This is a genomic window from Thiocapsa sp. UBA6158 (assembly GCF_002423035.1).
Lineage (GTDB): Bacteria > Pseudomonadota > Gammaproteobacteria > Chromatiales > Chromatiaceae > Thiocapsa.
In genome coordinates this window covers 63,722-87,943 of record NZ_DIUM01000003.1, presented here as the reverse complement: position 1 = coordinate 87,943, position 24,222 = coordinate 63,722, and the positions used below count along the sequence as shown (strand labels likewise).

Annotated in this window: 19 protein-coding genes and 1 pseudogene; 2 read left to right on the top strand and 18 right to left on the bottom strand. The window is 63.7% G+C overall.

The window, feature by feature from the left end; genetic code table 11:
* Window positions 1–37 precede the first annotated feature (37 nt).
* The 14 genes and pseudogenes from B4N44_RS00635 to htpG form a co-directional block, all read right to left on the bottom strand.
* Entirely contained in the window at window positions 38–310 is a 273-nt protein-coding gene (locus B4N44_RS00635) for an HU family DNA-binding protein (RefSeq protein WP_093027006.1), read from the bottom strand.
* Between the two features lie 429 nt (window positions 311–739).
* A complete protein-coding gene (gene lon, locus B4N44_RS00630) occupies window positions 740–3,199 on the bottom strand; it encodes an endopeptidase La (RefSeq protein ID WP_296695652.1) in 2,460 nt (819 codons plus the stop codon).
* 195 nt (window positions 3,200–3,394) lie between these two features.
* Window positions 3,395–4,669 (bottom strand): ATP-dependent Clp protease ATP-binding subunit ClpX, encoded by a 1,275-nt coding sequence (clpX, locus tag B4N44_RS00625; RefSeq protein ID WP_296695650.1) that lies wholly within the window; start codon window positions 4,667–4,669, stop codon window positions 3,395–3,397.
* Window positions 4,670–4,875: 206 nt separating this feature from the next.
* Complete coding sequence (clpP, locus tag B4N44_RS00620; protein ID WP_296695648.1) at window positions 4,876–5,520, bottom strand: ATP-dependent Clp endopeptidase proteolytic subunit ClpP; 645 nt, start codon at window positions 5,518–5,520, stop codon at window positions 4,876–4,878.
* Between the two features lie 129 nt (window positions 5,521–5,649).
* On the bottom strand, window positions 5,650–6,954 hold the full coding sequence (gene tig / locus B4N44_RS00615) for a trigger factor (protein ID WP_414718105.1): 1,305 nt from the start codon (window positions 6,952–6,954) through the stop codon (window positions 5,650–5,652).
* A gap of 140 nt (window positions 6,955–7,094) precedes the next feature.
* The gene (locus B4N44_RS00610) at window positions 7,095–8,657 is read right to left on the bottom strand and encodes an AMP-binding protein (protein ID WP_296695645.1); all 1,563 of its coding nucleotides are present in this window, start codon (window positions 8,655–8,657) and stop codon (window positions 7,095–7,097) included.
* Window positions 8,658–8,668: 11 nt separating this feature from the next.
* The gene (hemN, locus tag B4N44_RS00605) at window positions 8,669–10,054 is read right to left on the bottom strand and encodes an oxygen-independent coproporphyrinogen III oxidase (protein ID WP_296695643.1); all 1,386 of its coding nucleotides are present in this window, start codon (window positions 10,052–10,054) and stop codon (window positions 8,669–8,671) included.
* Window positions 10,055–10,118: 64 nt separating this feature from the next.
* Window positions 10,119–10,277 (bottom strand): hypothetical protein, encoded by a 159-nt coding sequence (locus tag B4N44_RS00600; RefSeq protein WP_296695642.1) that lies wholly within the window; start codon window positions 10,275–10,277, stop codon window positions 10,119–10,121.
* The gene (prmB, locus tag B4N44_RS00595; protein ID WP_296695639.1) at window positions 10,274–11,200 is read right to left on the bottom strand and encodes a 50S ribosomal protein L3 N(5)-glutamine methyltransferase; all 927 of its coding nucleotides are present in this window, start codon (window positions 11,198–11,200) and stop codon (window positions 10,274–10,276) included. The genes B4N44_RS00600 and prmB overlap by 4 nt, the downstream gene beginning before the upstream one ends.
* A 140-nt stretch (window positions 11,201–11,340) precedes the next feature.
* Window positions 11,341–11,811 carry an Rrf2 family transcriptional regulator gene (locus B4N44_RS00590; protein ID WP_296695638.1) on the bottom strand — a complete coding sequence of 157 codons (471 nt, stop codon included), beginning with the start codon at window positions 11,809–11,811 and terminating at the stop codon, window positions 11,341–11,343.
* 193 nt (window positions 11,812–12,004) lie between these two features.
* On the bottom strand, window positions 12,005–12,508 hold the full coding sequence (locus B4N44_RS00585; protein WP_296695635.1) for a DUF1249 domain-containing protein: 504 nt from the start codon (window positions 12,506–12,508) through the stop codon (window positions 12,005–12,007).
* A gap of 44 nt (window positions 12,509–12,552) precedes the next feature.
* A pseudogene (locus B4N44_RS00580) lies at window positions 12,553–12,967 on the bottom strand (thioredoxin family protein).
* A gap of 182 nt (window positions 12,968–13,149) precedes the next feature.
* A complete protein-coding gene (adk, locus tag B4N44_RS00575) occupies window positions 13,150–13,809 on the bottom strand; it encodes an adenylate kinase (protein ID WP_296695633.1) in 660 nt (219 codons plus the stop codon).
* A gap of 202 nt (window positions 13,810–14,011) precedes the next feature.
* Window positions 14,012–15,931 (bottom strand): molecular chaperone HtpG, encoded by a 1,920-nt coding sequence (htpG, locus tag B4N44_RS00570; protein WP_296695632.1) that lies wholly within the window; start codon window positions 15,929–15,931, stop codon window positions 14,012–14,014.
* 305 nt (window positions 15,932–16,236) lie between these two features.
* Between htpG and B4N44_RS00565 the strand changes: the two genes are divergently transcribed.
* Both B4N44_RS00565 and B4N44_RS00560 read left to right on the top strand, forming a co-directional pair.
* Window positions 16,237–17,871: an alpha-D-glucose phosphate-specific phosphoglucomutase gene (locus tag B4N44_RS00565; RefSeq protein ID WP_296695754.1), complete on the top strand. Its 1,635-nt coding sequence runs from the start codon at window positions 16,237–16,239 to the stop codon at window positions 17,869–17,871.
* 354 nt (window positions 17,872–18,225) lie between these two features.
* Window positions 18,226–18,786 carry a carbonate dehydratase gene (locus B4N44_RS00560; protein ID WP_296695629.1) on the top strand — a complete coding sequence of 187 codons (561 nt, stop codon included), beginning with the start codon at window positions 18,226–18,228 and terminating at the stop codon, window positions 18,784–18,786.
* Between the two features lie 181 nt (window positions 18,787–18,967).
* Here the strand turns inward: B4N44_RS00560 and ccoS are convergent, their stop codons facing one another.
* The 4 genes from ccoS to ccoG form a co-directional block, all read right to left on the bottom strand.
* Window positions 18,968–19,186 carry a cbb3-type cytochrome oxidase assembly protein CcoS gene (gene ccoS, locus B4N44_RS00555; protein ID WP_296695627.1) on the bottom strand — a complete coding sequence of 73 codons (219 nt, stop codon included), beginning with the start codon at window positions 19,184–19,186 and terminating at the stop codon, window positions 18,968–18,970.
* A 127-nt stretch (window positions 19,187–19,313) separates the two neighbouring features.
* On the bottom strand, window positions 19,314–21,809 hold the full coding sequence (locus B4N44_RS00550) for a heavy metal translocating P-type ATPase (protein ID WP_296695625.1): 2,496 nt from the start codon (window positions 21,807–21,809) through the stop codon (window positions 19,314–19,316).
* 82 nt (window positions 21,810–21,891) lie between these two features.
* The gene (locus tag B4N44_RS00545; protein ID WP_296695751.1) at window positions 21,892–22,407 is read right to left on the bottom strand and encodes a FixH family protein; all 516 of its coding nucleotides are present in this window, start codon (window positions 22,405–22,407) and stop codon (window positions 21,892–21,894) included.
* A gap of 111 nt (window positions 22,408–22,518) precedes the next feature.
* Complete coding sequence (ccoG, locus tag B4N44_RS00540) at window positions 22,519–23,949, bottom strand: cytochrome c oxidase accessory protein CcoG (RefSeq protein WP_296695623.1); 1,431 nt, start codon at window positions 23,947–23,949, stop codon at window positions 22,519–22,521.
* Between the last annotated feature and the right edge of the window lie 273 nt (window positions 23,950–24,222).

The following is a 24,222-nucleotide window of genomic DNA, read 5'->3' as shown; positions in this document are numbered from 1 at the left end:
CTCTCCCAGCTGAGCTAAGCACCCTTCAGACGAACAACTATTGTACTGCGTCCTTCAGAGCTTTGCCAGCCTTAAATGAAGGTGTCTTGGATGCCTTGATCTCGATCGCCGCACCCGTCTGGGGATTGCGACCGGTGCGCGCAGCACGTTCCTTCACTGCGAAGGTTCCGAAACCGATCAGGGAGACCGTATCGCCCGCCTTCAGTGCACCGGCGACGCCATCGGTGAAGGCATCCAGGGCCTTGCCTGCCGCAGCCTTCGAGATATCGGCGGCATCCGCCATTTTTTCGATGAGTTCCGACTTATTCATTGCTCCCCCTGTTGATTCGTTCACTTTGCGCAAATGCGCGTCCCGACATCGAGGTAGCCAAAACCGGCTTCCCCCCGATGAGCGGGACCGCAACACCGCCTCAGCGGCCCGACCGATCTGCGCTGCATGCTAAATCGGAGTCCAGACGAGGGCAACCGGCTTTTTGCTGTTCGTGTCGATAAAACGGCTTTCTGTAGACGAAACGATCACGACTCGCGCGCAGCCGCACCGGACAGAGCGCGACGGCGCCTCCCGAGACCTGATTCGTCCCGACAAGACACGCCTGCGAGGCGATTCAAAGATGCCGAGACAGCAGTGACTCCGACAATCAGACTCGGCGGAGAATGTGGACGGGAAGGAGATCGAAGGGTCGCGCCCTGGCCCGGAGGGACCCGGGTCGCCCCGAGAGCCCTCCCGGCCCGGTCGGGATCAATGGTGGAGCCGGGCAGTCTGATCGCGCACGGGCTCGGCAGGGGCCTCGCGCTTGTCCTCCTCCACCGTGATCGGGTCGCTTCCGTCGGCCTCGACCGAGATACGCTCCGGGTGTTTCGTCAGCGCGATATCAAGAACCTCGTCGATCCAGCGCACCGGATGGATGTGCAGATGCTGCTTAATGTTCTTCGGGATCTCGGTGAGATCCCGCTCGTTCTCGAGCGGAATGATCACCGTCTCGATTCCGCCCCGGTGGGCCGCGAGCAGCTTCTCCTTCAGCCCGCCGATCGGCAACACCTCCCCGCGCAGGGTGATCTCGCCGGTCATGGCGACACTTGCCTTCACGGGGATCTTCGTCAAGGCGGACACCAGCGCCGTGCACATGGCCACACCTGCGCTCGGGCCATCCTTCGGGGTCGCCCCCTCGGGCACGTGGATATGCACGTCGAGCGTGTTGTGGAAGTCCGTAGGGACCCCGAGCGCCTCGGCGCGCGAGCGCACGACGGTCATCGCGGCCTGGATGGACTCCTGCATCACGTCGCCCAACTGCCCCGTGTAGGTGAACTTTCCTTTGCCGGGAACCAAAGCCGACTCGATCCGAAGCAGCTCGCCGCCGACCTCCGTCCAGGCCAGACCGGTGACCTGGCCAACTTGGTCATGCTCATCGGCACGACCATACCGGAAGCGCTGCACGCCCAGGTATTTCTCGAGGTTCTTTGCACTGACCGTCGTGGCCGTGTCGCGTTTCTTGAGCAGCACCTCCTTGACGACCTTGCGGCAGATCTTGGAGATCTCGCGCTCGAGACTGCGCACACCGGCTTCGCGCGTGTAGTGGCGAATGATGTCGCGCAACGCACTCTCGCGAATCACCACCTCACCGTCTTTCAGACCGTTGTTCTTCATCTGCTTGGGGAGTAGATAGCGCTCGGCGATCGCGACCTTCTCGTCCTCGGTGTAACCCGAGAGACGAATCACCTCCATGCGGTCGAGGAGTGCCGGCGGGATGTTCAAGGTATTCGCAGTCCCGACAAACATCACCTCGGAGAGATCAAAATCGACCTCCAGGTAATGATCGTTGAAGGTATGGTTCTGCTCGGGGTCCAGGACCTCGAGGAGCGCCGAGGCGGGATCGCCGCGGAAGTCCATCGCCATCTTGTCGATCTCGTCGAGCAGGAAGAAGGCGTTGCGCGAGCCGGCCTTGGAGAGGTTCTGGATGATCTTGCCGGGCAGCGCGCCGATGTAGGTCCGACGGTGGCCGCGAATCTCAGCCTCGTCGCGCACGCCGCCGAGCGACATGCGCACGAACTGACGGTTGGTCGCCCGCGCGATGGATTGACCGAGCGAGGTCTTGCCCACGCCGGGCGGGCCGACCAAACAGAGGATGGGGCCTTTGAGCTTACGCACCCGCTGCTGAACCGCGAGATACTCGAGGATGCGCTCCTTGACGCGCTCCAGGCCATAGTGATCCTTGTCCAGCACAGCCTCGGCGACCTTGATGTCGTTGCGGATGCGTGTGCGTTTCTTCCAGGGCACTGCGACCAGGGTGTCGATGTAGTTGCGAACCACCGTCGCCTCGGCCGACATCGGCGACATCAGCTTGAGTTTGTTGAGCTCGCTCTGCGCCTTGGTCTTGGCCTCGCGCGGCATCCCGGCGGCCTCGATGCGTTTGGCCAGGTCCTCGATCTCGTTGGGCGCGTCCTCGAGCTCGCCGAGCTCCTTCTGGATCGCCTTCATCTGCTCGTTGAGATAGTACTCGCGCTGGTTCTTCTCCATCTGGCGTTTCACACGCCCGCGGATGCGCTTCTCCATCTGAAGGATATCGTTCTCGGACTCCATCAGACCCATCAGGTGCTCGAGGCGCACCTGGATGTCGATCATCTCGAGGACACGCTGTTTTTCGTCGAGCTTCAACGACATGTGCGCGGCCATGGTGTCCGCGAGTCGACCCGCCTCGTCGATGCTCGACAGCGAGGTCAGCACCTCCGGCGGCACCTTCTTGTTTAGCTTCACGTACTGATCGAACAGCGTGACCGCCGAGCGCATGAGCACCTCCTGCTCGCGCTCGTCCACCTCGAGGGTCTCGTCCATCGGCTCGATATTGGCCGAGAAGGAGCTTTCCGTGGTCAGGAAGCGATCGATCCGTGCCCGCTGATTGCCTTCGACCAAGACCTTCACGGTCCCGTCGGGGAGCTTGAGCAGCTGCAGGATATTGGCCAGGGTTCCGATCTCGTGAAGATCCTTCACGCCCGGGTCGTCGACATCGGCACTCTTCTGGGCGATCAGCAGGATCTGCTTGTCGCTCGCCATCGCGGCATCGAGCGCACGAATCGATTTATCCCGACCGACAAACAGCGGAATCACCATATGCGGATAAACGACGACGTCCCGCAGAGGGAGGACCGGAACCTCCTGAAAGGTACCGGATGCCGAGCTGGATACTGAATCGTGGTGCGCCATGTGGATCCGTTCTCGTGAAGTGGACGACCCGAGCCAGCAATTTGTGTCGCTGCGGCTCGCGAGCGCGCGTCGGCTCGGTGCGTCGGTGGAGTAGTGGTCTGGGGTAAGGATCAGGGCGCGCCGAGCCGACTTCAACAGAAACCCGGTGCAGTCGGTGCCCGCGCCGAGCGCGGGCACGAGGGAGACAAGCGTGGTTCAGTCGGCCGCGACGGCCTGTTTTTCCAAGCCCTCGTAAATCAGAAACGGCTTGTTTTCACCCGAGATCACCGACGCATCGATCACGACCTTGCCGACGTGATCCATCGACGGGAGATCGTACATGGTGTCCAGGAGCACCTGCTCCATGATGGTGCGCAGACCGCGCGCTCCTGTCTTGCGCTCCATGGCCTTGCGCGAGATCCCGTGCAGGGCGTCCTCGCGAAGCTCGAGCTCCACGCCCTCCATCTCGAAGAGTCGTTGATATTGCTTGACCAGCGCATGCTTGGGCTCGGTCAGGATCCGCATCAGCGCCGGCTCGTCGAGCTCCTCCAAGGTTGCCATCACCGGGAGTCGACCGACGAACTCCGGAATCAGGCCGTACCGGATGAGATCTTCGGGCTCCACTGCACTCAAAAGCTCGCCGATCTGCCGACGATCGTCCTGGCTGTGGACCTCGGCCGCGAAGCCGATGCCCGTCTTGCGCGAGCGATTCTGAATCACCTTATCCAGACCCGCGAAGGCTCCGCCGACGATGAAGAGGATATTGGAGGTATCGACCTGCAGAAACTCTTGCTGCGGATGCTTACGCCCACCCTGCGGGGGGACCGAGGCGACGGTGCCCTCGATCAGCTTCAGCAGCGCTTGTTGGACGCCCTCGCCGGAGACATCGCGGGTAATCGACGGATTGTCCGATTTGCGCGAGATCTTGTCGATTTCGTCAATATAGACGATGCCGGTCTGCGCCTTCTCGACGTCGTAATCACACTTCTGAAGTAGCTTCTGGATGATGTTCTCGACGTCCTCGCCGACATAACCGGCCTCGGTCAAGGTCGTCGCATCCGCGATCGTGAAGGGCACATTCAGCAGTCGGGCAAGTGTCTCCGCGAGCAGCGTCTTGCCCGACCCGGTCGGGCCGATCAAGAGGATGTTGCTCTTGGCGATCTCGATGTCTTCCTTAGCCTCGGCGACCTCGAGACGCTTGTAGTGATTGTAGACCGCAACCGACAGGACCTTCTTGGCCTGCTCTTGGCCGATCACGAACTCGTCGAGTCGCGCATTGATCTCGCGCGGCTTGGGGAGGTTGTTGGTGGCCTCGCCGACACCGTCCTGCATCTCCTCGCGAATGATGTCGTTGCAGAGTTCGACGCATTCATCGCAGATGAAAACGGACGGGCCGGCAATGAGCTTGCGGACCTCATGCTGACTCTTGCCGCAGAACGAGCAGTAGAGTAATTTCCCGTCGTCGCTCTTGCCGTGGCTGTTTCCACTCATCGCGGTCGAGTCTCCGTGCGGTCGGTTGGTTTCAGGATGAAAGGCTCCCTGAAGGCGCAAACTTAATCATAACGGTTTGCTGTTGGATGGCAAGATGGTGACGATTCCCGTTCGTCACCACGGGATCCGGCATCCGATCCGCGATATCCGGCGCAGCGCGACCATCCGAAGCCGGGGATGCACGCCACCTGCGCGGAACCTCGAGATCAAGCCTTCGTCGGCGCAGGACCGCGCTCCTCGATGACCCTGTCGATCAAACCGTAAGCCACGGCCTCCTCGCCGCTCATGAAACGGTCGCGCTCGGTATCGTCCGCGATCTTCTCGATCGGCTGCCCCGTATGGTCGGCCAGGATCTGGTTAAGTCGATCCCGAATGTAGAGGATCTCGCGCGCGTGGATGTCGATATCCGTCGCCTGGCCCTGAAAGCCTCCCAGAGGCTGATGAATCATCATCCGCGAATGGGGCAGACACACGCGCTTGCCTTTGGCACCTCCGGCCAACAAGAGGGCACCCATACTGGCCGCCTGACCGATACACATGGTGCTGACGTCGGGCCTAACGAACCGCATGGTGTCGTAGATCGCCAAACCCGCCGTCACCGAGCCGCCGGGCGAGTTGATGTAGAGATGGATGTCCTTGTCCGGGTTCTCGGACTCGAGGAACAAAAGCTGCGCCACGACGAGATTCGCCATGTGATCCTCGACCTGACCGACGAGGAAGATGACCCGCTCTTTAAGAAGCCGCGAGTAGATGTCGAACGACCGCTCGCCGCGCGCCGTCTGCTCGACGACGATGGGCACCAGCCCCAGCCCGGAAGGCTGCCAATCCGAACGGATCGAGGAATAGCTCATAGGATGTCTCATCGTCTTAAACCGCGTTCAGAGTGAAAATCGACGCCCGCGCCCGAACGCGGAGCGTCGCCGCGAGCGGATGCGTGACCGGGCCGACGTATGGATACGGACCCGTCGTGTCCGCCGCCGTCAAAAGCCCGGGCGAGAGCCCGACTCGGACAACTGAGCGAACGTCAGAACCTCTTCCTCGACCTCGATCTGTCCCAGCACCCAGTCGACGACCTGACCTTCGAGCACGAGACCTTCGACCGAGGCGAGATGTTTGGGGTCGGAGTAAAAATAATCGACGACCGACTGCGGATGCTCGTAGGTCGAGGCGTTTTCCTCGACCGCCGCGCGCACACGTTGCGCATCGGGACGAAGCCCCTGCCGCTTCACGATCTCGCCGATGAGGAGACCGAGCGAGACACGTCGCTTCGCGGCTTCGTCGAACAGTGCGTCCGGGAGATCGACATCCGTGGAGCCGAACGTCTCGAGCATCTGCCCCTTCATCGCACGGATCTCCTCCTGAACCAACACCGCGGGCAACTCGATCTCGTGGGCCTCGAGGAGCAGATCCATCACGGCATCCTTTCTGCGGGCATCGAGCCGCTGTTTCATCTCCCGTTCCATGTTTTGACGCACGTCCCGGCGAAAACGCGCGATATCCCCGTCGGCGACACCGAACGTCTCGATAAAGGTCGCATCGACCTCGGGCAGAACGGTCTCCTCCACGGTCTCGACGGTCACCTCGAAGCGTACCGGCTTGCCGGCGAGATGCTCGGCCTGGTAGGGATCGGGAAACACGAGATCGAGCGTGCGCTGCTCGCCGGCGCAGGCGCCGATCAAGCCGTCCTCGAATCCCGGGATCATGCGGCCCGAGCCCAGCTCGAGCTTGACCCCGGTGGCGGAGCCGCCCTCGAAGGGCTCGCCGTCGAGTGTTCCGACGAAGGAAATGGTCAGAAGATCGCCCGTCGCGGCTGCTCGCTCCACCGCCTTTCGGGTGGCGTGCTGTCGACGCAGACGCAGGATCATCGCATCGACATCCTCCTCGGAAATCTCGGCGACAGGGGACTTCACGACACGCCCGGCCAGGGATGCGACCTCGACCTGCGGCAAGACTTCGAAGATCGCCGTATAGCCGAAACGCTGCTCGACGGGATCGATCTCCGGCTCGATGCGCGGCATCCCTGCGGGACGCAGCGATTCCTGCATGAGCGCCTCGGAGAAGCTGGACTCGACGAGCTCGCCGAAGACCTCTTGGTGCACGGCATCGCCATAGCGTTGACGCAGCACCTTCATGGGTACCTTGCCCGGCCGGAATCCGGGCATCCGTGCGCTGCGACCGAGCTTCTGCAAGCGCTTCTCCACCTCGGCCGCGATCTGCTCGAAAGGCAGATCGACCTTCATCCGTCGCTCCAGTCCCTCGCCCGTCTCCACCGAAACCTGCATCATGTCTCTCCGGTCGGCCCCCTCGCCGAGGGGTCCGTAGGTTGTTGAATCTTGGATCGGGCAGAGATGCCCAAACCGCATAAAAGCTGTCCAGTATAGCGCACCGACCGGCCGTCGCGAACGCTATCGGACCATCCGCACGCTCACGCCGTGTCGACCCCACGCTCATGCTCGCCGCAGCGTCGCAACTCGCGCTTGAGGATCTTACCCGCGGCATTCTTCGGCAAGGCGTCTCGGATGACCAGACGGCGCGGGACCTCATGCCGCCCCAGATGCGCACGGCACCAGGCGCGCAGGCTCGACTCGGTCGCCGAGGAGCCGCCGCACAGGACGACATGTGCGACCGGGATCTCGCCGTGACGTACATCCGGATCGCCGACGACCGCCGCCTCCGCAACCTCCGGATGCGCATACAGCGCTTCTTCGATCACGCGCGGATAGACATTCATGCCGTTGGTGATGATGAGATCCTTGATGCGGTCGACCAGGTAGAGGTATCCGTCCGCATCGCGATAGCCGAGATCGCCGGTGCGAAACCAATCGCCGAAAAAGCTCTCGCGAGTCGCCTCGGGCTGGTTGTGATAGCCCTGCATCACGCTCGGGCCGCGGACACAGACCTCCCCGTAGGTCCCGTCCGCCACCTCGCGACCTTCGGGATCGAGGATCCGGGTCTCGACCGTGGGGATCGGCAGCCCGATCGAGCCGGGCTTGCGCACGCCCGCGATCGGATTCACGCAGGTCACGGGGCCGCATTCGGTCGGACCGTCGCCTTCGAGGATCGGAATCCCGAAACGCTCCTGAAATGCCGCCATGAGCGAGGCGGGCATGGCCGCGCCGCCGCTCACGCAGACCCGAACGCTGCGCCAGTGCGCGAGCATATCGGCATCGAGCCGAAGCAGTACGCCATAGAGGCTCGGCACGCCGAGAAAGATGCTCGCACCGTGACGACCGATCGCCGCGCAGATTGCGCCCGGATCGAACTTGGGGACAGGTACGATCCCGAGCCCGTGCAGCAGCGGCGTCAGCACCCCGACCGTCGCGGCGAAGGCGTGAAACATCGGGAGCACCACCAGAATGCGGTCGGCCGGCCTGAGCGCAAGCGCCTGCGCGACGCCGTCGGCGTTCGCCATCAGATTGGCGTGTGACAGCATGGCGCCTTTGGGACGACCGGTGGTGCCGGAGGTGTAAAGGATCGCGGCGGTCGCGTGCTGCGGATCGCACACCCGGACAGGCGCAGGCTCCGTGCTGCGCATCATGGCGGCGAAATCCAGCATCGCCGGATCATCCGAAGGGGTCACGCCCATCCTCATCCGCACAGCCACGTCGTTTCGGTCATCGAGCGCGGCGGCTGCGGCCGCATCGAACGCCTCGTGATGGATGAGACCGACCGCCCCGCTGTCGGCGAGGATGTAGGCCATCTCCTTGGGATTGAGCAGAAGGTTGAGCGGCACCAGCGTGCCGCCGGCCTTGAGGGCACCGAGATAGGCGATCACGAACTCGGCACCGTTGCCGCAGAGCAGGCCCAACCGGTCGCCCTCCCTGATCCCGGCTGCGGCGAGCGCACCGGCCACCCCGTCCGAGGCCCGATCGAGCGCGGCGTAGCTCCAATCACCTTGATCGGAGCAGACGCCGACCGACTCGCCGAATCTTGCCGCCGCCGCCCGAAAACGTGCGGGGATGTCGGGCGAGACGCGCGTACTCACCATCGAGGAGGCCGTCAGATCACCTTCGAGAAGCCGATCGGCCCGGTCTTGGTGGCCAGATAGGCATCGAAGGCCATGCAGATGTTGCGCACCAAGAGACGCCCGCGCGGGAGGATGCGGATCTTGTGCGCATCGACCTCCAGCAGCCCGTCTCCGGCCATGTCGCGCAGCTTCATGAGCGCATCGGCGAAATACTCGTCGAAGCGGATGTCCCAGGCGGCCTCGGCGGACGGAATGTCCAGCTCGAAGTGACAGATGAGGCGGGTGATCATGTCGCGGCGAATCAGATCGTCGCGGGTCAGCTCGATGCCGCGGAACACCGGCAGACGCCCGGCGTCGAGATCCGCGTAATACTCCTCCAGCCCACGCCGATTCTGGCCGTAGGTGTTGTCGATCTTGCCGATCGAGGTCACACCGATCCCGATCAGATCGCAATCGGCATGGGTCGAGTAACCCTGGAAGTTGCGATAGAGGGTCCCGGCCTGCTGGGCGCGGGCCAGCTCGTCGTCGGGGCGGGCGAAATGGTCCATGCCGATATAGACATAGCCGGCCTCGGTCAGGCGCTCGATCGTCGACTGGAGAATGTCGAGCTTCGCCTCGGGCGCCGGCAGATCGGCCTCGTTGATCCGCCGTTGCGGCTTGAAGCGCTCGGGCAGATGCGCGTAGTTGAAGACCGACAGGCGCTCCGGATCCACCGCGATGATGCGCTCGAGGGTCCGCGCGAAGCTCTCGGGGGTCTGGAACGGCAGGCCGTAGATGAGGTCGATGCTGATCGAGCGGAAACCCTCCGAACGGGCCGCCTCGAGCACCGCCATGGTCTCCGCCTCGGTCTGGATGCGATTGACAGCCTGCTGAACCCGCGGGTCGAAGTCCTGCACGCCCAGGCTCATCCGGTTGAAGCCCAGACGGCGCAGCAACGCCACACCGGCGGCATCCGCCTCGCGCGGATCGATCTCGATCGAATACTCGCCGACATCGTCCCCGGCGAGGTTGAAGTGCCGGCGCGTCGTGTCCATCAGCTCGGTCATCTGAGCGTGGCTGAGGAAGGTCGGCGTGCCGCCGCCCCAATGCAGCTGCTCCACGACACGGGACTTGTCGAACAGCTCCGACTGCAGGGCGAGCTCCTTGTAGATCCGCTCCAGATAGGGCGGGGCCAGGGAGCGGTCCTTGGTCGCGATCTTGTTGCAGGCGCAGTAGAAGCAGACGGTGTCGCAGAAGGGGATGTGGAAATAGAGCGAGAGCGGACGACCGCTGTGATTGCTACGCTCGCAGGCCGCACGATAGGCCGCGGCGTCGAAGGATTCGTCGAACTCCACCGCAGTCGGATACGAGGTATAGCGTGGACCGCTTTGATCGTAGCGACGGATCAGATCCAGATCGAATGAAATACCTTGCTCCACCGTTCAACCCTCCGGCCGCGGGGTCGGCTGCGCCACCCGCTCGGCCATGTTCGTAGCGCCTGTCTCAGGCATCATCCCCGCCGAGATCGAGGCCGCGACGGTGCGTCTCGTCGATCTGTCTGAGCAGGGTATGGGATGGAATCTCTTCCGCATACTTGCCGACCGGATCCATGAACGGCAGATCGCGCCCGAGGGCGTCGCGCTTCGCCCGGGACAAGCTCATCGGGCCGTGGCCTCTTCGAGCAGCTCGAGCTGATGGCGATCGAGCTGCTCGCGCGTCAGCAGGAAGACGCCCTCCCCGCCGCGCTCGAACTCGATCCAGGTGAAGGGCACGCTCGGCAAGCGGCGCTCCAACTCGGGGGCTGCGCTCCCGACCTCGACGATCAGGATGCCCTCGTCGCTCAGGTAGCTCGCGGCATCCGCCAGGATCCGCACGACGAGATCCAGACCGTCGTCACCGCCGAAGAGACCCAGCTCGGGCTCGTTGCGGTATTCGAGCGGTAATGCATCCAGCTCGGAGCGTGAGATGTACGGGGGATTGGAGACGATGACGTCATAGCGGTCGTTCGGAAGCGACGCGAACAGGTCCGAGGCAAAGACGCGCACCCGATCCTCGACCCCGTGGCGCGCAACGTTGCGTCGCGCCACGTCCAAAGCATCAAGCGAGATGTCGACCAGGTCGACGTCCACATCCGGAAGATGCACGGCCGCGGCAACGCCGATACACCCGCTTCCGCAACATAGATCCAGCACACGACCGACGATCTCGCCGTCGATCCAGGGCTCGAATCCGGCCTCGACCAGCTCGGCAATCGGCGAGCGCGGCACCAGGACATCCGGTGTTACGATCATTTCCAGACCGGCAAACCAGGTCCGCCCGGTCAGATAGGCCGCCGGGAGACGCTCCACGACGCGGCGCTCGAGCATGTCGCACACCCGCACGCGCTCGGCCGGCGTCAACCGGCAGTCGCGGAAGGCGGCGGGCAGCCCGGGGTCCAAGGTCAACGCGCTGAGGACCAGGTGCGCGGCCTCGTCGATCGCGTTGTCGGTCCCGTGACCGAAGAAAAGTCCGGCGGCGTTGAAGCGGCTTGCCCCCCACCGCACGAAGTCTTGTATCGTGATCAAACCATCCGGCTGCTCGGCCATACGAAGTTTCGAGAAGAACGCGTGAGTGAATCCAGCGCAGCAGGATACCACTACCGCGAGCCCCTGTTCAGCTCCGTTGCCGGGCGACGGCGAAGATGGGCCCGGCGCGGGCCCCGCCTCGGGATAACAAAGCGGCTCGGCTAGGCCGCGCGGCGTTTGGCGTCGCCTTCGAGCTCCTCGATCCCGATCTTCGGCGCACCGGGTCGACCGCGGCCGCGATCGACCAAGTCCTGCAAGGAGATATCGCTGAGAAAACGAAAGATTTCATCGCTGAGCTGATCCCACAGATGGTGCGTCAGGCAGCGCTGTCCGTCCCGGCAGTTCTCGCGACCGCCGCAGCGGGTGAACTCCACCCACTCGTCGACCGCGCAGATGATGTCGGCAATCGAGATCTCCTCGGCCGGCCGGCCGAGATAGTAGCCTCCTCCGGGTCCGCGCACGCCCCGTACAAGCTTTTTGCTGCGCAGTGCGGCAAACAATTGCTCGAGATACGACAACGAGATCCCTTGATTCACCGAGACGTCCGCCAGCGTCACCGGCCCATTGCCGGAATGCAGAGCGAGGTCGAGCATAGCGGTTACCGCATATCTGCCTTTCGTCGATAGTCTCATCGTAGGATGCCTGGAGTGAGTGAGCCGACGGGCGCGCGGATCGTCGCGAGGTCGCCCGGTATCCTCCAGTTAAGTAGTCAACAATTTCGACATTTCAATGCGCAACCGCGTGATCGATCGCCCGAGAACGGCTGGAGCGAAGGGGCTTGAGAGAGGGGCCCGAGGAGACGGAGCGGTGCGCAGTGATGCCGCACTAAGGGCAGAGCGTGACCCGCGCGCCGGACGCGCATGCCGGGGGGGTGACCGGGGCATCTGCGAAGACCCTCCCCTGCCGCAGACAATACGTCAGCCATTTGCCGATGAAGACATTCGCCTGCCATTTCTCGACCAGCGCAGGCGCACGATAATCGGCCCGCAGCGGCAGGACCGTTTGGCGCAGGTCGATCACCTCGACTTGGCGGGCGTCGTGATACACGCGCAAGCGTGCATCCGGATCCGGAAGCACGACCCCTTGGACGGGGAAGAGATAGGTCAGCCGAAGGGTGGTCGTGAAGCGCGCCTGCTCTTCGACCTCGAGATAGAGATCGATCCCTTCGGAGCAACGCGAGCCGTAGACCCCAGAGGGGCGCGCGACCAGATCCGGCACCAAACAAGAGAGACGCATGAAGTTCTCTTCGCAGAGACTCATGAGCGCACCCACGTTGGGGCGACCCGACAGGACGCAGGCGGTCGCCCAAGGGTGGCAAGCGCGCTGCATCGCGATCGGAACCGGAACCGAGAGGGGTGTGCGTGACTGTCGAGCTAAGCGTTGCCGGAGGCCCGGGCCTGAGCCTGCTCTGCGATCTGACGCTTGACCTCGACCATATCGAGCTCCCCGGCCTTGGTCAGGAGATCTCGAAACTGACTCTCCGGGAGCGCGCCGGGCTGCGAGAAGATGATGATCTGCTCACGAAAGATCATGAGGGTCGGGATCGAACGGATCTGGAAGTGACCCGCAATCTCTTGTTGCTCTTCGGTGTTGATCTTGGCGAAGACGACATCGGCCAGGTCTTCGGACACCTTCTCGAAGACGGGCGCGAAGGATCGGCACGGGCCGCACCAAGGCGCCCAGAANNCGGCAGGGGCCGCACCAAGGCGCCCAGAAGTCCACGACGACAAATGCGTTGTCCTGGATTGTTTGTTCGAAATTGGTCCCGTCGAGCTCGATTACGGCCATAAGGATATCCTGCGATGCATTCGGCGATGAAACGTTGGCGAGGATGGTAGCAGAAACCCGGCCCTTGGGCAGTTTCACCGACTCGAAACAGGGATATTGCGCAGGCGCACACCCCGGTCGGGCCGGCACGGCCGGACCCGACACCGGGTGCTGCGCGTCGGCGACACGCGCTTGGAACGACGTCAGCTTGCGGAGAGTTTCGCGATGATCTCGTCGCGAATTCCGTCGACAGAGCCGATCCCGGTCACCTTGACGTATCGGGGCGCATCCGCACCGCCCTGCTCGGCCCACGCCGAGTAATAGTTGATCAGCGGCTCGGTCTGATCGTGATAGACGCGCAGCCGTTCCTTCACCGTCTCCTCGCGATCGTCGTCGCGCTGGATCAGCGGCTCGCCGGTCTCGTCGTCCTTGTCGGCCTCCTTCGACGGGTTGAAGAGAACGTGGTAGGTCCGGCCCGAGCCCGGATGAACGCGACGACCCGACATGCGTCGGACGATCTCTTCGTCCGGCACGTCGATCTCGACCACGACATCGATCCCCACGCCGGCCGCCTTCAGGGCATCGGCCTGACCGAGGGTACGCGGGAAACCGTCGAAGAGGTAGCCGCCTTTGCAGTCCTCATCCAGGATGCGCGCCTTCACCATGCCCATGATGATGTCGTCGGAGACCAAGCCGCCTTCATCCATGATCTTCTTGGCCGCCTTGCCCAGATCGGTCCCCTGCTTGACGTGCGCACGCAGCATGTCGCCGGTGGAGATCTGCGGAATGCCGAAGTGCTCTTTGATGAAGCCGGCCTGCGTGCCTTTTCCCGCGCCCGGGCCGCCCAATAGGATGACGCGCATTTCGCTTTCCCTCAGTGATGTTTTTAACGGTGCGCCCGAGTGTGCCACAGTCCGATTCGACAGGACCATAGAACAAATCCGGCACAGGATCGGGCGGGCTTAGCCTGAACGTCGCTCCGACGACCGCTCGCGGCTCTCGCGACGGCCTCGAGCGGCACGCGCGAGACGACAAGACGCGCGGTCGCGGTCGCCGGATGCGCCGTCAACGACCGGCGATCATCATGCCGAGCATCAGTTTATTGAGACGCGCGACGAAGGCCGCCGGATCGTCGAGCTGCCCACCCTCGGCGAGTTGAGCCTGATCGAGCAGGATGAGTGCGAGGTCGGCGAAGCGATCGTCTTGGGTCTCGGACTCCAGGCGTTTCACCAAGGGATGCTCGAGATTGACCTCCAGGATCGGCTTGCTCTCGGGCGCACTCTGACCGACCGCCTTGAGCACGCGTGCCAGATTGGCACTCATGTCGTGCTCGCCGACGACCAGGCAGGCCGGGGAGTCGACCAAGCGGGTACTCGGCCGGACCGACTCGACCCGTTCGCCCAAGGCGGACTTGAGTCGATCCAGTAAACCGCCGTGCTCGGCCGCGGCCTTCTCCTTCGCCTCCTTCTCTTCCGCATCCGCCAACCCGCCGAGATCCAGATCGCCCTTGGCCACCGAATGCAGCGTCTTGCCCTTGTACTCGGTGAGATGACTGACCAACCACTCATCGACGCGGTCGGACAACAGCAGAACCTCGATACCCTTCTTGCGGAAGACCTCGAGATGCGGGCTGTGACGCGCCGCGGCCGCGCTGTCGGCGGTGATGTAGTAGATCTTCTCCTGGCCGTCCTTCATGCGCTCCAGGTAGCCGTCGAGCGACTCGCGCTGCGCATCGCTCTCGCTGTGGGTGCTGGCGAAGCGCAGCAGGCCTGCGATGCGCTCCTTATTTGCGAAGTCCTCGGCCGGACCTTCCTTCAACACGCGACCGAACTCGCCCCAGAACTCGCCGTACTTCTCGGGCTCGTCCTTCGCCAGGGTGTCCAGAAGCCCGAGGATCCGCTTGGTGTTGGCCTGGCGGATGGTGTCGATCTTGCGGTTGTGCTGCAGGATCTCGCGCGAGACGTTCAAGGGCATGTCGTCGGAGTCGACCACGCCTTTGACGAAGCGCAGATAGTGCGGCATCAGCTTATCGGCCTCGTCCATGATGAAGACGCGGCGCACATAGAGCTTCACGCCATGCTTGGCGTCACGCTCCCACAGGTCCCAGGGTGCACGTTTGGGCACGAAGAGCAGCGTGGTGTACTCGTTCGTCCCCTCGACACGGTTGTGGGCATAGGCGAGCGGGACATCGAAGTCGTGCGACACATGCTTGTAGAAGTCGTGATATTCCTCCTCCGTGATCTCCGACTTGTTGCGCATCCACAGCGCCGTGCCGCGGTTGACCTGCTCGTACTCGGGCGGTGCATCCTTGGCCTTTTCGGCCTCCTCGCCGTAGAGCTCCTTGCGCATCTCCACCGGCAAGGCGAGATGGTCGGAGAACTTGCCGATGATGCTGCGCAGACGCCAGGCATCCAGGAACTCCTTCTCGTCGTCCTTCAGGTGCAGGATGACGTCCGTGCCGCGTCCGGGTTTTTCGAGCGTCTCCAGGGTAAAGCTGCCGCGGCCGTCGGACTCCCAACGCACACCGTGCTCGGCACCCAGCCCGGCGCGACGCGAGATCAGGGTCACCTTGTCCGCGACGATGAAGGCCGAATAGAAACCGACACCGAACTGGCCGATCAACTTGCTGTCTTTGGCCTGATCGCCCGAGAGCGCCTCGACGAATCGGCGCGTGCCGGAGCTGGCGATACTGCCGATGGTGTCGATCACCTCTTGGCGGCTGAGCCCGATCCCGTTGTCCGATACCGTGAGCGTGCCGGCCTCCTTGTCGACCTCGACCCGGATGCGCAGATCGCTCTCGCCTTCGTAGAGCCCGTCGTCGCTCAGCGCCTCGAAGCGCAGCTTCTCGGCCGCGTCGGAGGCGTTGGAGACCAGCTCGCGCAGAAAGATCTCCTTGTTCGAGTACAGCGACCGGATGACGAGATCCAGCACCTGGCTGACCTCGGCCTTGAACTCCAGTGTTTCTTTGTGCGCTTCGACTGTCATCGTCTGTAGTACCTCGATCGTTCTTCGATCCAACTGAATTTAAGGGAGTATCACCTGGAGGCGCCCTGTCGCCCGAGAACCCGCACGAGGTCCGAGCGGCGCGCACCCAAGCCGATCCGGTATTGTCGCATGGGCTTGCGGGGATACAATGCCGCCCGAGCACGCCTTTCGGGACGGGAACCTGCATCGCCGACAGAGCCGGCCGACGCCGCTGGCCCGACCCGATCGCAGGCACGCCCTCGCGCCCGCAGCCGGCCAGATCATGACCGGAGCCGGCCATGTCACTACACGTCAAGGGGTCGAAGATGCAACCGCAAGTGATCGCCACAACGCCATTCGAAGGGCAGCGCCCCGGCACCTCCGGCCTGCGCAAGAAGGTCGATGTGTTCCGGCAGCCGCACTATCTGGAGAACTTCGTTCAGGCGATCTTCGACACCCAGACCGATGTCGCGGGCGGGACACTGGTCGTCGGTGGCGACGGACGTTACTACAATCGCGAGGCGATCCAAACCATCCTGCGCATGGCGGCCGCCAACGGGGTCAAACGCGCACTGGTCGGACGTGGCGGGATCCTCTCCACACCGGCCGCCTCCTGCGTCATCCGCAAGTACCGCACGCGCGGCGGCATCATCCTCTCGGCGAGCCACAACCCGGGCGGCCCGGACGGCGACTTCGGCATCAAATTCAATATCGCGGCGGGCGGACCTGCGCCGGAATCGGTCACCGACGCCATCTTCGCGCGGACCCGAACGATCCGCGAATACCGCACGCTCGACTGCCCGGCGATCGATCTGGATGCGCTCGGCACGGTGCGTATCGGCGACATGGAGGTCGAGATCATCGACCCGGTGAGCGATTACGCCGAGCTGATGGAGTCGCTCTTCGACTTCAACGCCATCCACCAGTTGTTCAATTCGGGCATCTTCCGCATGCGCTTCGACGCCATGCATGCCGTGACCGGACCCTATGCCAAGGAGATCATCGAGACGCGCCTGGGCGCGGCACCGGGCACTGTCCTGAACGGCGAAGCGCTGGAGGATTTCGGCGGCGGTCATCCGGATCCGAATCTCGCGCATGCCAAAGAGCTGGTGGCCATGACCGAAGGGCCGGATGCACTGGACTTCGGCGCCGCCTCGGACGGCGACGGCGACCGCAACATGATCCTCGGAAAGAAGTGCTTCGTCACCCCGAGCGACAGCCTTGCGGTGCTCGCGGCGAATGCGCATCTGGTTCCCGGCTATCGCGCCGGCATCCGCGGTATCGCGCGCTCCATGCCGACCAGCCAGGCCGCCGATCGTGTCGCCGAGCAGCTGGGCGTGGAATGCTTCGAGACCCCGACCGGCTGGAAATTCTTCGGCAATCTGCTCGACGCCGGGCGCATCACCCTCTGCGGCGAAGAGAGCTTCGGCACCGGATCGGATCATGTCCGGGAGAAGGACGGCCTCTGGGCCGTGCTCTTCTGGCTGAACCTGCTGGCCGTGCGCCAGCAATCCGTCGCCGAGATCCTGGCCGAGCACTGGCGCCGTTTCGGCCGCAACTTCTACACCCGGCACGACTACGAGGCGGTCGACGCGACCGCGGCGGAGGGCCTGATAGACCACCTGCGGATCCTCCTGCCCGGCCTGCCCGGCCGGCAGCTCGGCGATCAGACGGTGAGCTATGCCGATGATTTCGCCTACACCGACCCGATCGACGGCAGCCGCTCGGAGCGACAGGGCATCCGCATCGGCTTCGAGAGCGGCGCACGCATCGTCTTCCGTCTCTCGGGCACGGGTACCGAGGGGGCGACACTGCGGATCTATCTCGAATTCTTCGAGCCGGATCCCGAGCGTCATCAGCGGGACACCCAAGAGGCGATGCAACCGCTGATCCTGATCGCGCGCGAACTTGCTCAGATCGAGGCACGGACCGGGCGCAGCGAGCCGGACGTCGTCACCTAAAGCACGTCCAGAGCGAGATGCTCGTTTTCGCGTGAGCTCGACGTTCGGTGCATCCAAAACACTTAGCGGAGACGCGCTTTAAACTGATCTATTTTTTGATCTCTTAAACCGCGCCGGCTCCAACAGTCGTCAAGTCTGCCGGGGCCGATTCCATCCAAAAACATCGCATACCGGACTGGGCGCGGTTTAGATGCGACAATCGTCGGAGCTGCCTCGGCCAAACCACTCCGACACATGGCGCATACCACACCGGGCCCGGTTCAAAGCACTCGCGGCGCGGGCTCTCGAATCGGTACAGAGCAGGGCATCTCGGCGCTCGATGCGGCCAAAGACAGATCCAAACAGGCATCCCGAATGATCCGCAAGAACCCTTCCGGCGATCTGCCGGTGATCGACGAATCCGCTTACATCGACAAGACCGCGATCATCTGCGGGAAGGTCATCATTCGCGAGAACGTCTTCGTGGGTCCCTACGCCGTCATCCGCGCCGACGAGGTCGATGCGCAGGGGGAGATGGAGCCGGTGGTGATCGGCGCCAACTCGAACATACAGGACGGCGTGGTCATACACTCCAAGTCCGGCGCGGCCGTCACGATCGGGACCAACACATCGATTGCGCATCGCTCGATCGTACACGGCCCTTGCTCCGTGGGAGATCGGGTGTTCATCGGCTTCAACAGCGTACTCTTCAACTGTCGGGTCGGGGACGGCTGCGTGGTTCGCCACAACGCGGTGGTCGACGGCTGCGATCTTCCGCCCGAGTTCTACGTCCCCTCCACGACGCGCATTGGCCCCTCGACCGATCTGGACTCCATCCGGCGGGTCACGCCTCAAGCGAGCGAGTTCTCGGAGGACGTGATCCGAGCCAATGTCGACTTGGTACGGGGATACAAACGCCTCCAAAACGAGTTCTAAATTAAACTTCGGCCTTTTGGGGCTTGAGATGTGGGTAGGCTCCGGTGATGTCGGAGCCCCCTGGATCGCCGGTGAATGCCGAAGTTTAAGTCACTATTTTTCGGTTTTTTATCTCCTGAATCCCGTCGTCTACTGAGGTCTTTAATTGGTACGGCGTCGATAACGCGTCTCACCTGGCGGATCACTCGCGACGGGATTCAGTTGGATTCAGATCGGGATCGGCATCCATGGGGGGCGCGCGCCGCGGGGCGACATCCTCCTCGTCTTCGTCCATCAGGATACGCCGACCGTCGCCGTCCAGATCGTCGTATTGGCCGGTTCGGGTCGCCCAGAAGAGCACGGCGACCGCAGCGAGTCCGAGGACCAGCATGCCGGGGATCAGGCCGTAGATCACGTCCATCGTCGATCGAACCTCCACTTCATGCCATTAAAGCGCGCTCGTTGCGATATGCGATGTTTTCGGATGGGATCAGCCCCGGCAGTGTTGCCGACCGCTGGAGACTGCGCGGTTTAAGCGCCCGCTCGGGTCAGTGCGCGCGCGGGGCGCCGTCGTCCCTCGGCTTGAAGACCGCACGAATCCGTGCCGAGTTGCCGATGACCGCCAGGGAGCTGAGCGGCATCGAAACGGCGGCGATCAGGGGCGTGATGACCGCGGCCATCGCGAGCGGGACCATGATGAGATTGTAAACCACCGAAATGCCGATGTTCTGGCGGATGGTCCGAAGGGTGCGTCGCGACAGTCGGGCGGCCTCCTCGACACGCCCGAGCTCGCTGGACATGAGGACGATGTCGGCGCTGGCGATCGAGACATCCGTCCCGCTGCCCATGGCAATGCCGACATCGGCCCGCACCAAGGCCGGCGCGTCGTTCACCCCGTCGCCGACCATGGCGACTCGGTGCCCGTCGCGCTGAAGCTCGGCGATCACGCGATCCTTGTCCTCGGGCATCACCTCGGCAATGACCTCGATCCCGCCTCCGAGCTGGGCTGCGATCGCCTCGGCTGTCTCGCGGCGATCACCGCTCAAGAGCGTCACCCGGGTCCCGCGCTCGCGCATCCGCCCGATCACGCGTGTGGCCTCCGGACGCAGCGGATCGGCGACGCCGAGCCGCAGCACCTCTTGGCCGGCCCGCGCGCAATGGACAAGACCCGAGGTCCCGGCCGACTGCCCCTCACCGTCGGGCCAAGGTTGCACGCCGTTGCGGATCAACCATTCCCGCGAGCCCGCAAGGATCTCCACGCCCGCGACATGCCCCTTGATCCCGAGTCCGGGCGCGATCTCGACCGCATCCACCGGCACGGCGATGCGGCCGATCCCGGCACGTTCGCAGAGGTCCAGGATCGCGGCGGCAATCGGATGCTCGGAGAGCCGTTCGAGCGCTTGGAGCACACCGAGGACATCGCGCTCCTCGGGCATCAGATCATCCGGTCCGTCGAGTCGGCGCCAACCACCGGGCGCGCTCGCGAGCCCGGTCACGGTCGGTCGTCCGACGGTCAGCGTCCCGGTCTTGTCGAAGACGAAATGATCGATCGAGGACAAGCGCTCGAGTACGGCGCCGTTCTTGATCAAGATGCCGCGCGAGGCGGCGAGCCCGGTCGCCACGGCCACTGCCATGGGCGTGGCCATTCCGAAGGCACAAGGACAGGTGATGATGAGCACGGCGGTCGCCGCCATGACCGCGACCTCGACATCCACCCGCATCCAGATCAGGAAGGTCAGGGTCGCCAGACCGAGCGTTGCCGCGACAAACCAGGGCACGATCCGGTCGGCAAGCCGCTGAATCGGGGCCTTGCTGGCTTGGGCGTCCTCGACCAGTCGGATGATGCGACCCAGCGCGCTCTCACGCAGCAACGCACCGATACGCACGGTCATGACACCGGCACCGTTGATGGTGCCCGCAACGACCTGATCGCCGAGCGTCTTGGCGACCGGTCGCGACTCGCCGGTCAGCATGGATTCATCCACCCCGCTGCCGCCGGCGATCACCTCGCCGTCGACCGGGATGCGCTCGCCGGGACGCACCAGCACGCGCTCGCCGAGCTTGAGTGCGCGCACGGGAACGACCGACTCGGTCTCCCCACCCTTCCCGTCCAGACGGGTCGCGACCTTCGGCTGCAGATCGAGCAGCCGTTGTGACGAGGCCACCGCCTTGCGGCGCGAGATCGCCTCGAGATAGCGCCCGACCAGGATGACAAAGAGAAAATTAACGACGGTATCCCAATAGACGTCGCCGATGCTGGAGATGCCGAGCGTGACATAGAGGGAGTAAACGTAGGTGGTCGTCACGCCGATCGCGATCGGCAGGTCCATGCTCAGATGCCCCGAGCGCAGACCGGACCAGGCCCCGCGGAAAAAGGGCGCGCCGGAATACAGAAGCGTGGGTGTGGCGATCAAGAAGCCGAGCCACTGAAAGAGACCGCGGAACTCGCCTTGATCGGCGCCGGCATAGAGCGCGATCGAGATCCACATGAGGTTCATCATCGCGAAACCGGCCCAGGCCATGCGGTAGAGCATGGCGCGGTTCTCGCGCCCGATCGCACCCTCGGCGGACTCGGGATCGAAGGGTGCCGCCGCATAGCCGAGATCGGCGAGTCGGCGCAGGATCCGCGAGAGCTTCAAGCGCCCGTTGTCCCAACGCACGCGCAGCCGCCGGCCGGTGAGATTCACGCGGGCCTCCTCGACCCCCGGCATGGTGCAAAGCCCCTTCTCGATCAGCCAGACACAGGCCGCGCAGTGGATGCCTTCGACCAGCAGATTGATCTCGCGGGACTCGCCGGCGGTATCGGTGAACTCCTCCTGCACGGCATCGAGGTCGAAGAAGGCCAGATCCTTCGGCGGCTCGGGAGGCGGGCCGAAGATCTCGCCCTCGGGGGTGCGCTTGTAGAAACCCTCGAGTCCGGCGGCAAAGATCGCCTCGCAGACCGCCTTGCAGCCGGTACAGCAGAACTCCCGCTCGCGCCCGGCAATCGTCGCCGTCTCACGCGCTGATTCGGCGACCGGAAGACCGCAGTGAAAGCAACGCATTCGAGCCGAGGCCACCTCCGGATGCGCTCCCGCATCCGATGCCGAGTCAGCTTCGGGGCTCGAAACCGGAGGCGTTCGGACCTCAGGGGCGAGCGACGTTGACACGCTCGCCGACGCTGTATTCGTCCTCGCCGGTCTTCGCGGCGATCAGGATGTCCCAAACACCGATCAGCGGAAAGGATGTCTCCACCAGATAACGTCCCTTGGCCTCCCGAATCATCGGCACCGCAAAATCGCGCGAGACGTCCGACGGTCGATAGGCGTAGAAGGTCGCCTCCTCGACATCGACGGGCTGCCCGACTCGGTCGACCAGAATCAGGCGAATCGATTCCTCCGCACCGGCCGTCAGGGGTTTTGGAATATCCGCCCGCATCAGCCAACCCGGATCGCGCGCCAGACGCGAAACCATCGTGCGCTCGTAGTCTTGGCCGCGCTCGTAATAGTTCGCGTTGACCAACCCGGGATTGGTGCGGATCGCGAGAAACACGAAGATCAGATTCACGGCCAGTACCGTGACGATCAGGCCGATCCAGGCCAGAACCCAGGGGCTGCGCAGCGCCGGGGTCGGTTTGGAAGGGGATTCAGTGGTGCGGGTCATCGAGCTCATCGCTTTATCTCGCCTCAATCTCTTGTTGCCATTCCCCGTGTCGACCGGTAACCGCTTCGAGAGAGCCGACGCAGGCGTCGGCTCTCGATCGCCCGCACCCGCCTAGCGACGCGGCCCGATGAAGACGCTTTCCCGGTCGGCCTCGACCACAGCACCGGACGGCCTCGCCGCTTCGACATGAAACTGCACGGGATGCTGTTCGCCATCGAGCGAACGCTTCGGCACCTTGACGAAGACGATGGCGGGGGTCACTCCGCCCGGCGGTGCCACGATCGGCTCTTCCGCACCGACGAGCGTCAAGCCGTCGGGGCCCGTCACGCTGATCCGCACGGAGAGCTCCTCGGGCATCTTGTTGAGGATCTTCAGCGTGTATTTGTTCTGAATGGATCCATCGCTGAGCCGCACATACAGCGGCGCGCGCTCGTGCAGGACCTTGAGGTCGATCGCCGCCAAGGTGGAGAACCCATACAGGATCCCGGCCAGCGCGACACCCATGATCGCCGCGTACACCCAGACACGCGGACGCAGCAAGAGTGCCTTGGTGGGCAATCCTTCGAGTTCGTCGAGCGAGGCATAGCGGATCAGTCCACGCGGACGTCCGACCTTATCCATCACCTGGTCGCAGGCATCGATGCAGAGTGCACAGGTGATGCAGCCCTCCTGTTGTCCGTTGCGGATATCGACACCCGTCGGGCAGACGGCGACGCATTGGTTGCAGTCCACGCAATCCCCGCCCGTGCGTGCGTCACCGGCTTCGCCGCGCTTCACGCGTCCGCGCGGCTCGCCGCGCGCCACATCGTAGGTCGGCACGATGGTCGTCTTGTCGAGCATGACGCCTTGGATTCGCGCGTAGGGACAAAGCCAGAAGCACGTCTGCTCGCGCATGAAACCGGCGAGACCGTAGGTCCCGACGGTGAAGAGCGCGACCGTCATGTAGGCCACGGGACCGGACTCGCCGGCGAAGAAGTTCACCCACAGAGCGGGTGCGTCGGTAAACCAGGCCACGAAGCTGATGCCCGTGATGAAGCCGATCAACAGCCAGAGGGCGTGCTTGGTTGCCTTGATCCGAAACTTACTCAGGGACATGGGCGCCTTGTCGAGCTTGCGGCGCTGCGGCGGACTGCCCTCGAGCTTCTCCTCGATCCAGGTGTAGATGTCGGTCCACACCGTCTGGAAGCAGAAATAGCCGCACCAGACACGGCCGACCAACGCGGTCGCCACGGCAAGCAGGATGGCGAAGAACAGCAACAACAGCGACAGCATCCAGAAGTCCTGCGGAAGGACCGTCGCGCCGAAGATGTGATATTGCCGGTTCGGGATATCGAACAAGACCGCCTGTCGGCCGTCCCAACGCACATAGGGTCCCAGGAAGTAGATCAACCAGACCGACGCGGCCGCCCACTTGATGGTGCGCCACCGCCCGGCAAGACGTTTGGCGTGGATCGTCTCGCCGCCGGTATTGACATGCCAATGCTCGGCCTCGGCGTAGAGGTCGTCGACGGCGGTTTGAGTTGCCAAAGGGTTCGTGCTCACTGACCATCTCCACGACAGGGTCAACGTTTACGACAGATCGCGGTGGCTTATCGCCTTGCAGGCGCATCGGGACGCCGCGCAACCGAGAATCGGCGGGGGCACTACTCTTCCCGATCCAGTCCGGGAAACCGGATTCGGTTGAACGGGTCTGCCTGAAAACGACGCCGGACCTAAAGAGTCGGGTCCGCCGTACCGCCGCTCCACTAAATAAATTAGCCTACGCCTCCGGGCGCCTTTTCGCCATGCGTTTTCGCAAACGCAACCAATTGATTC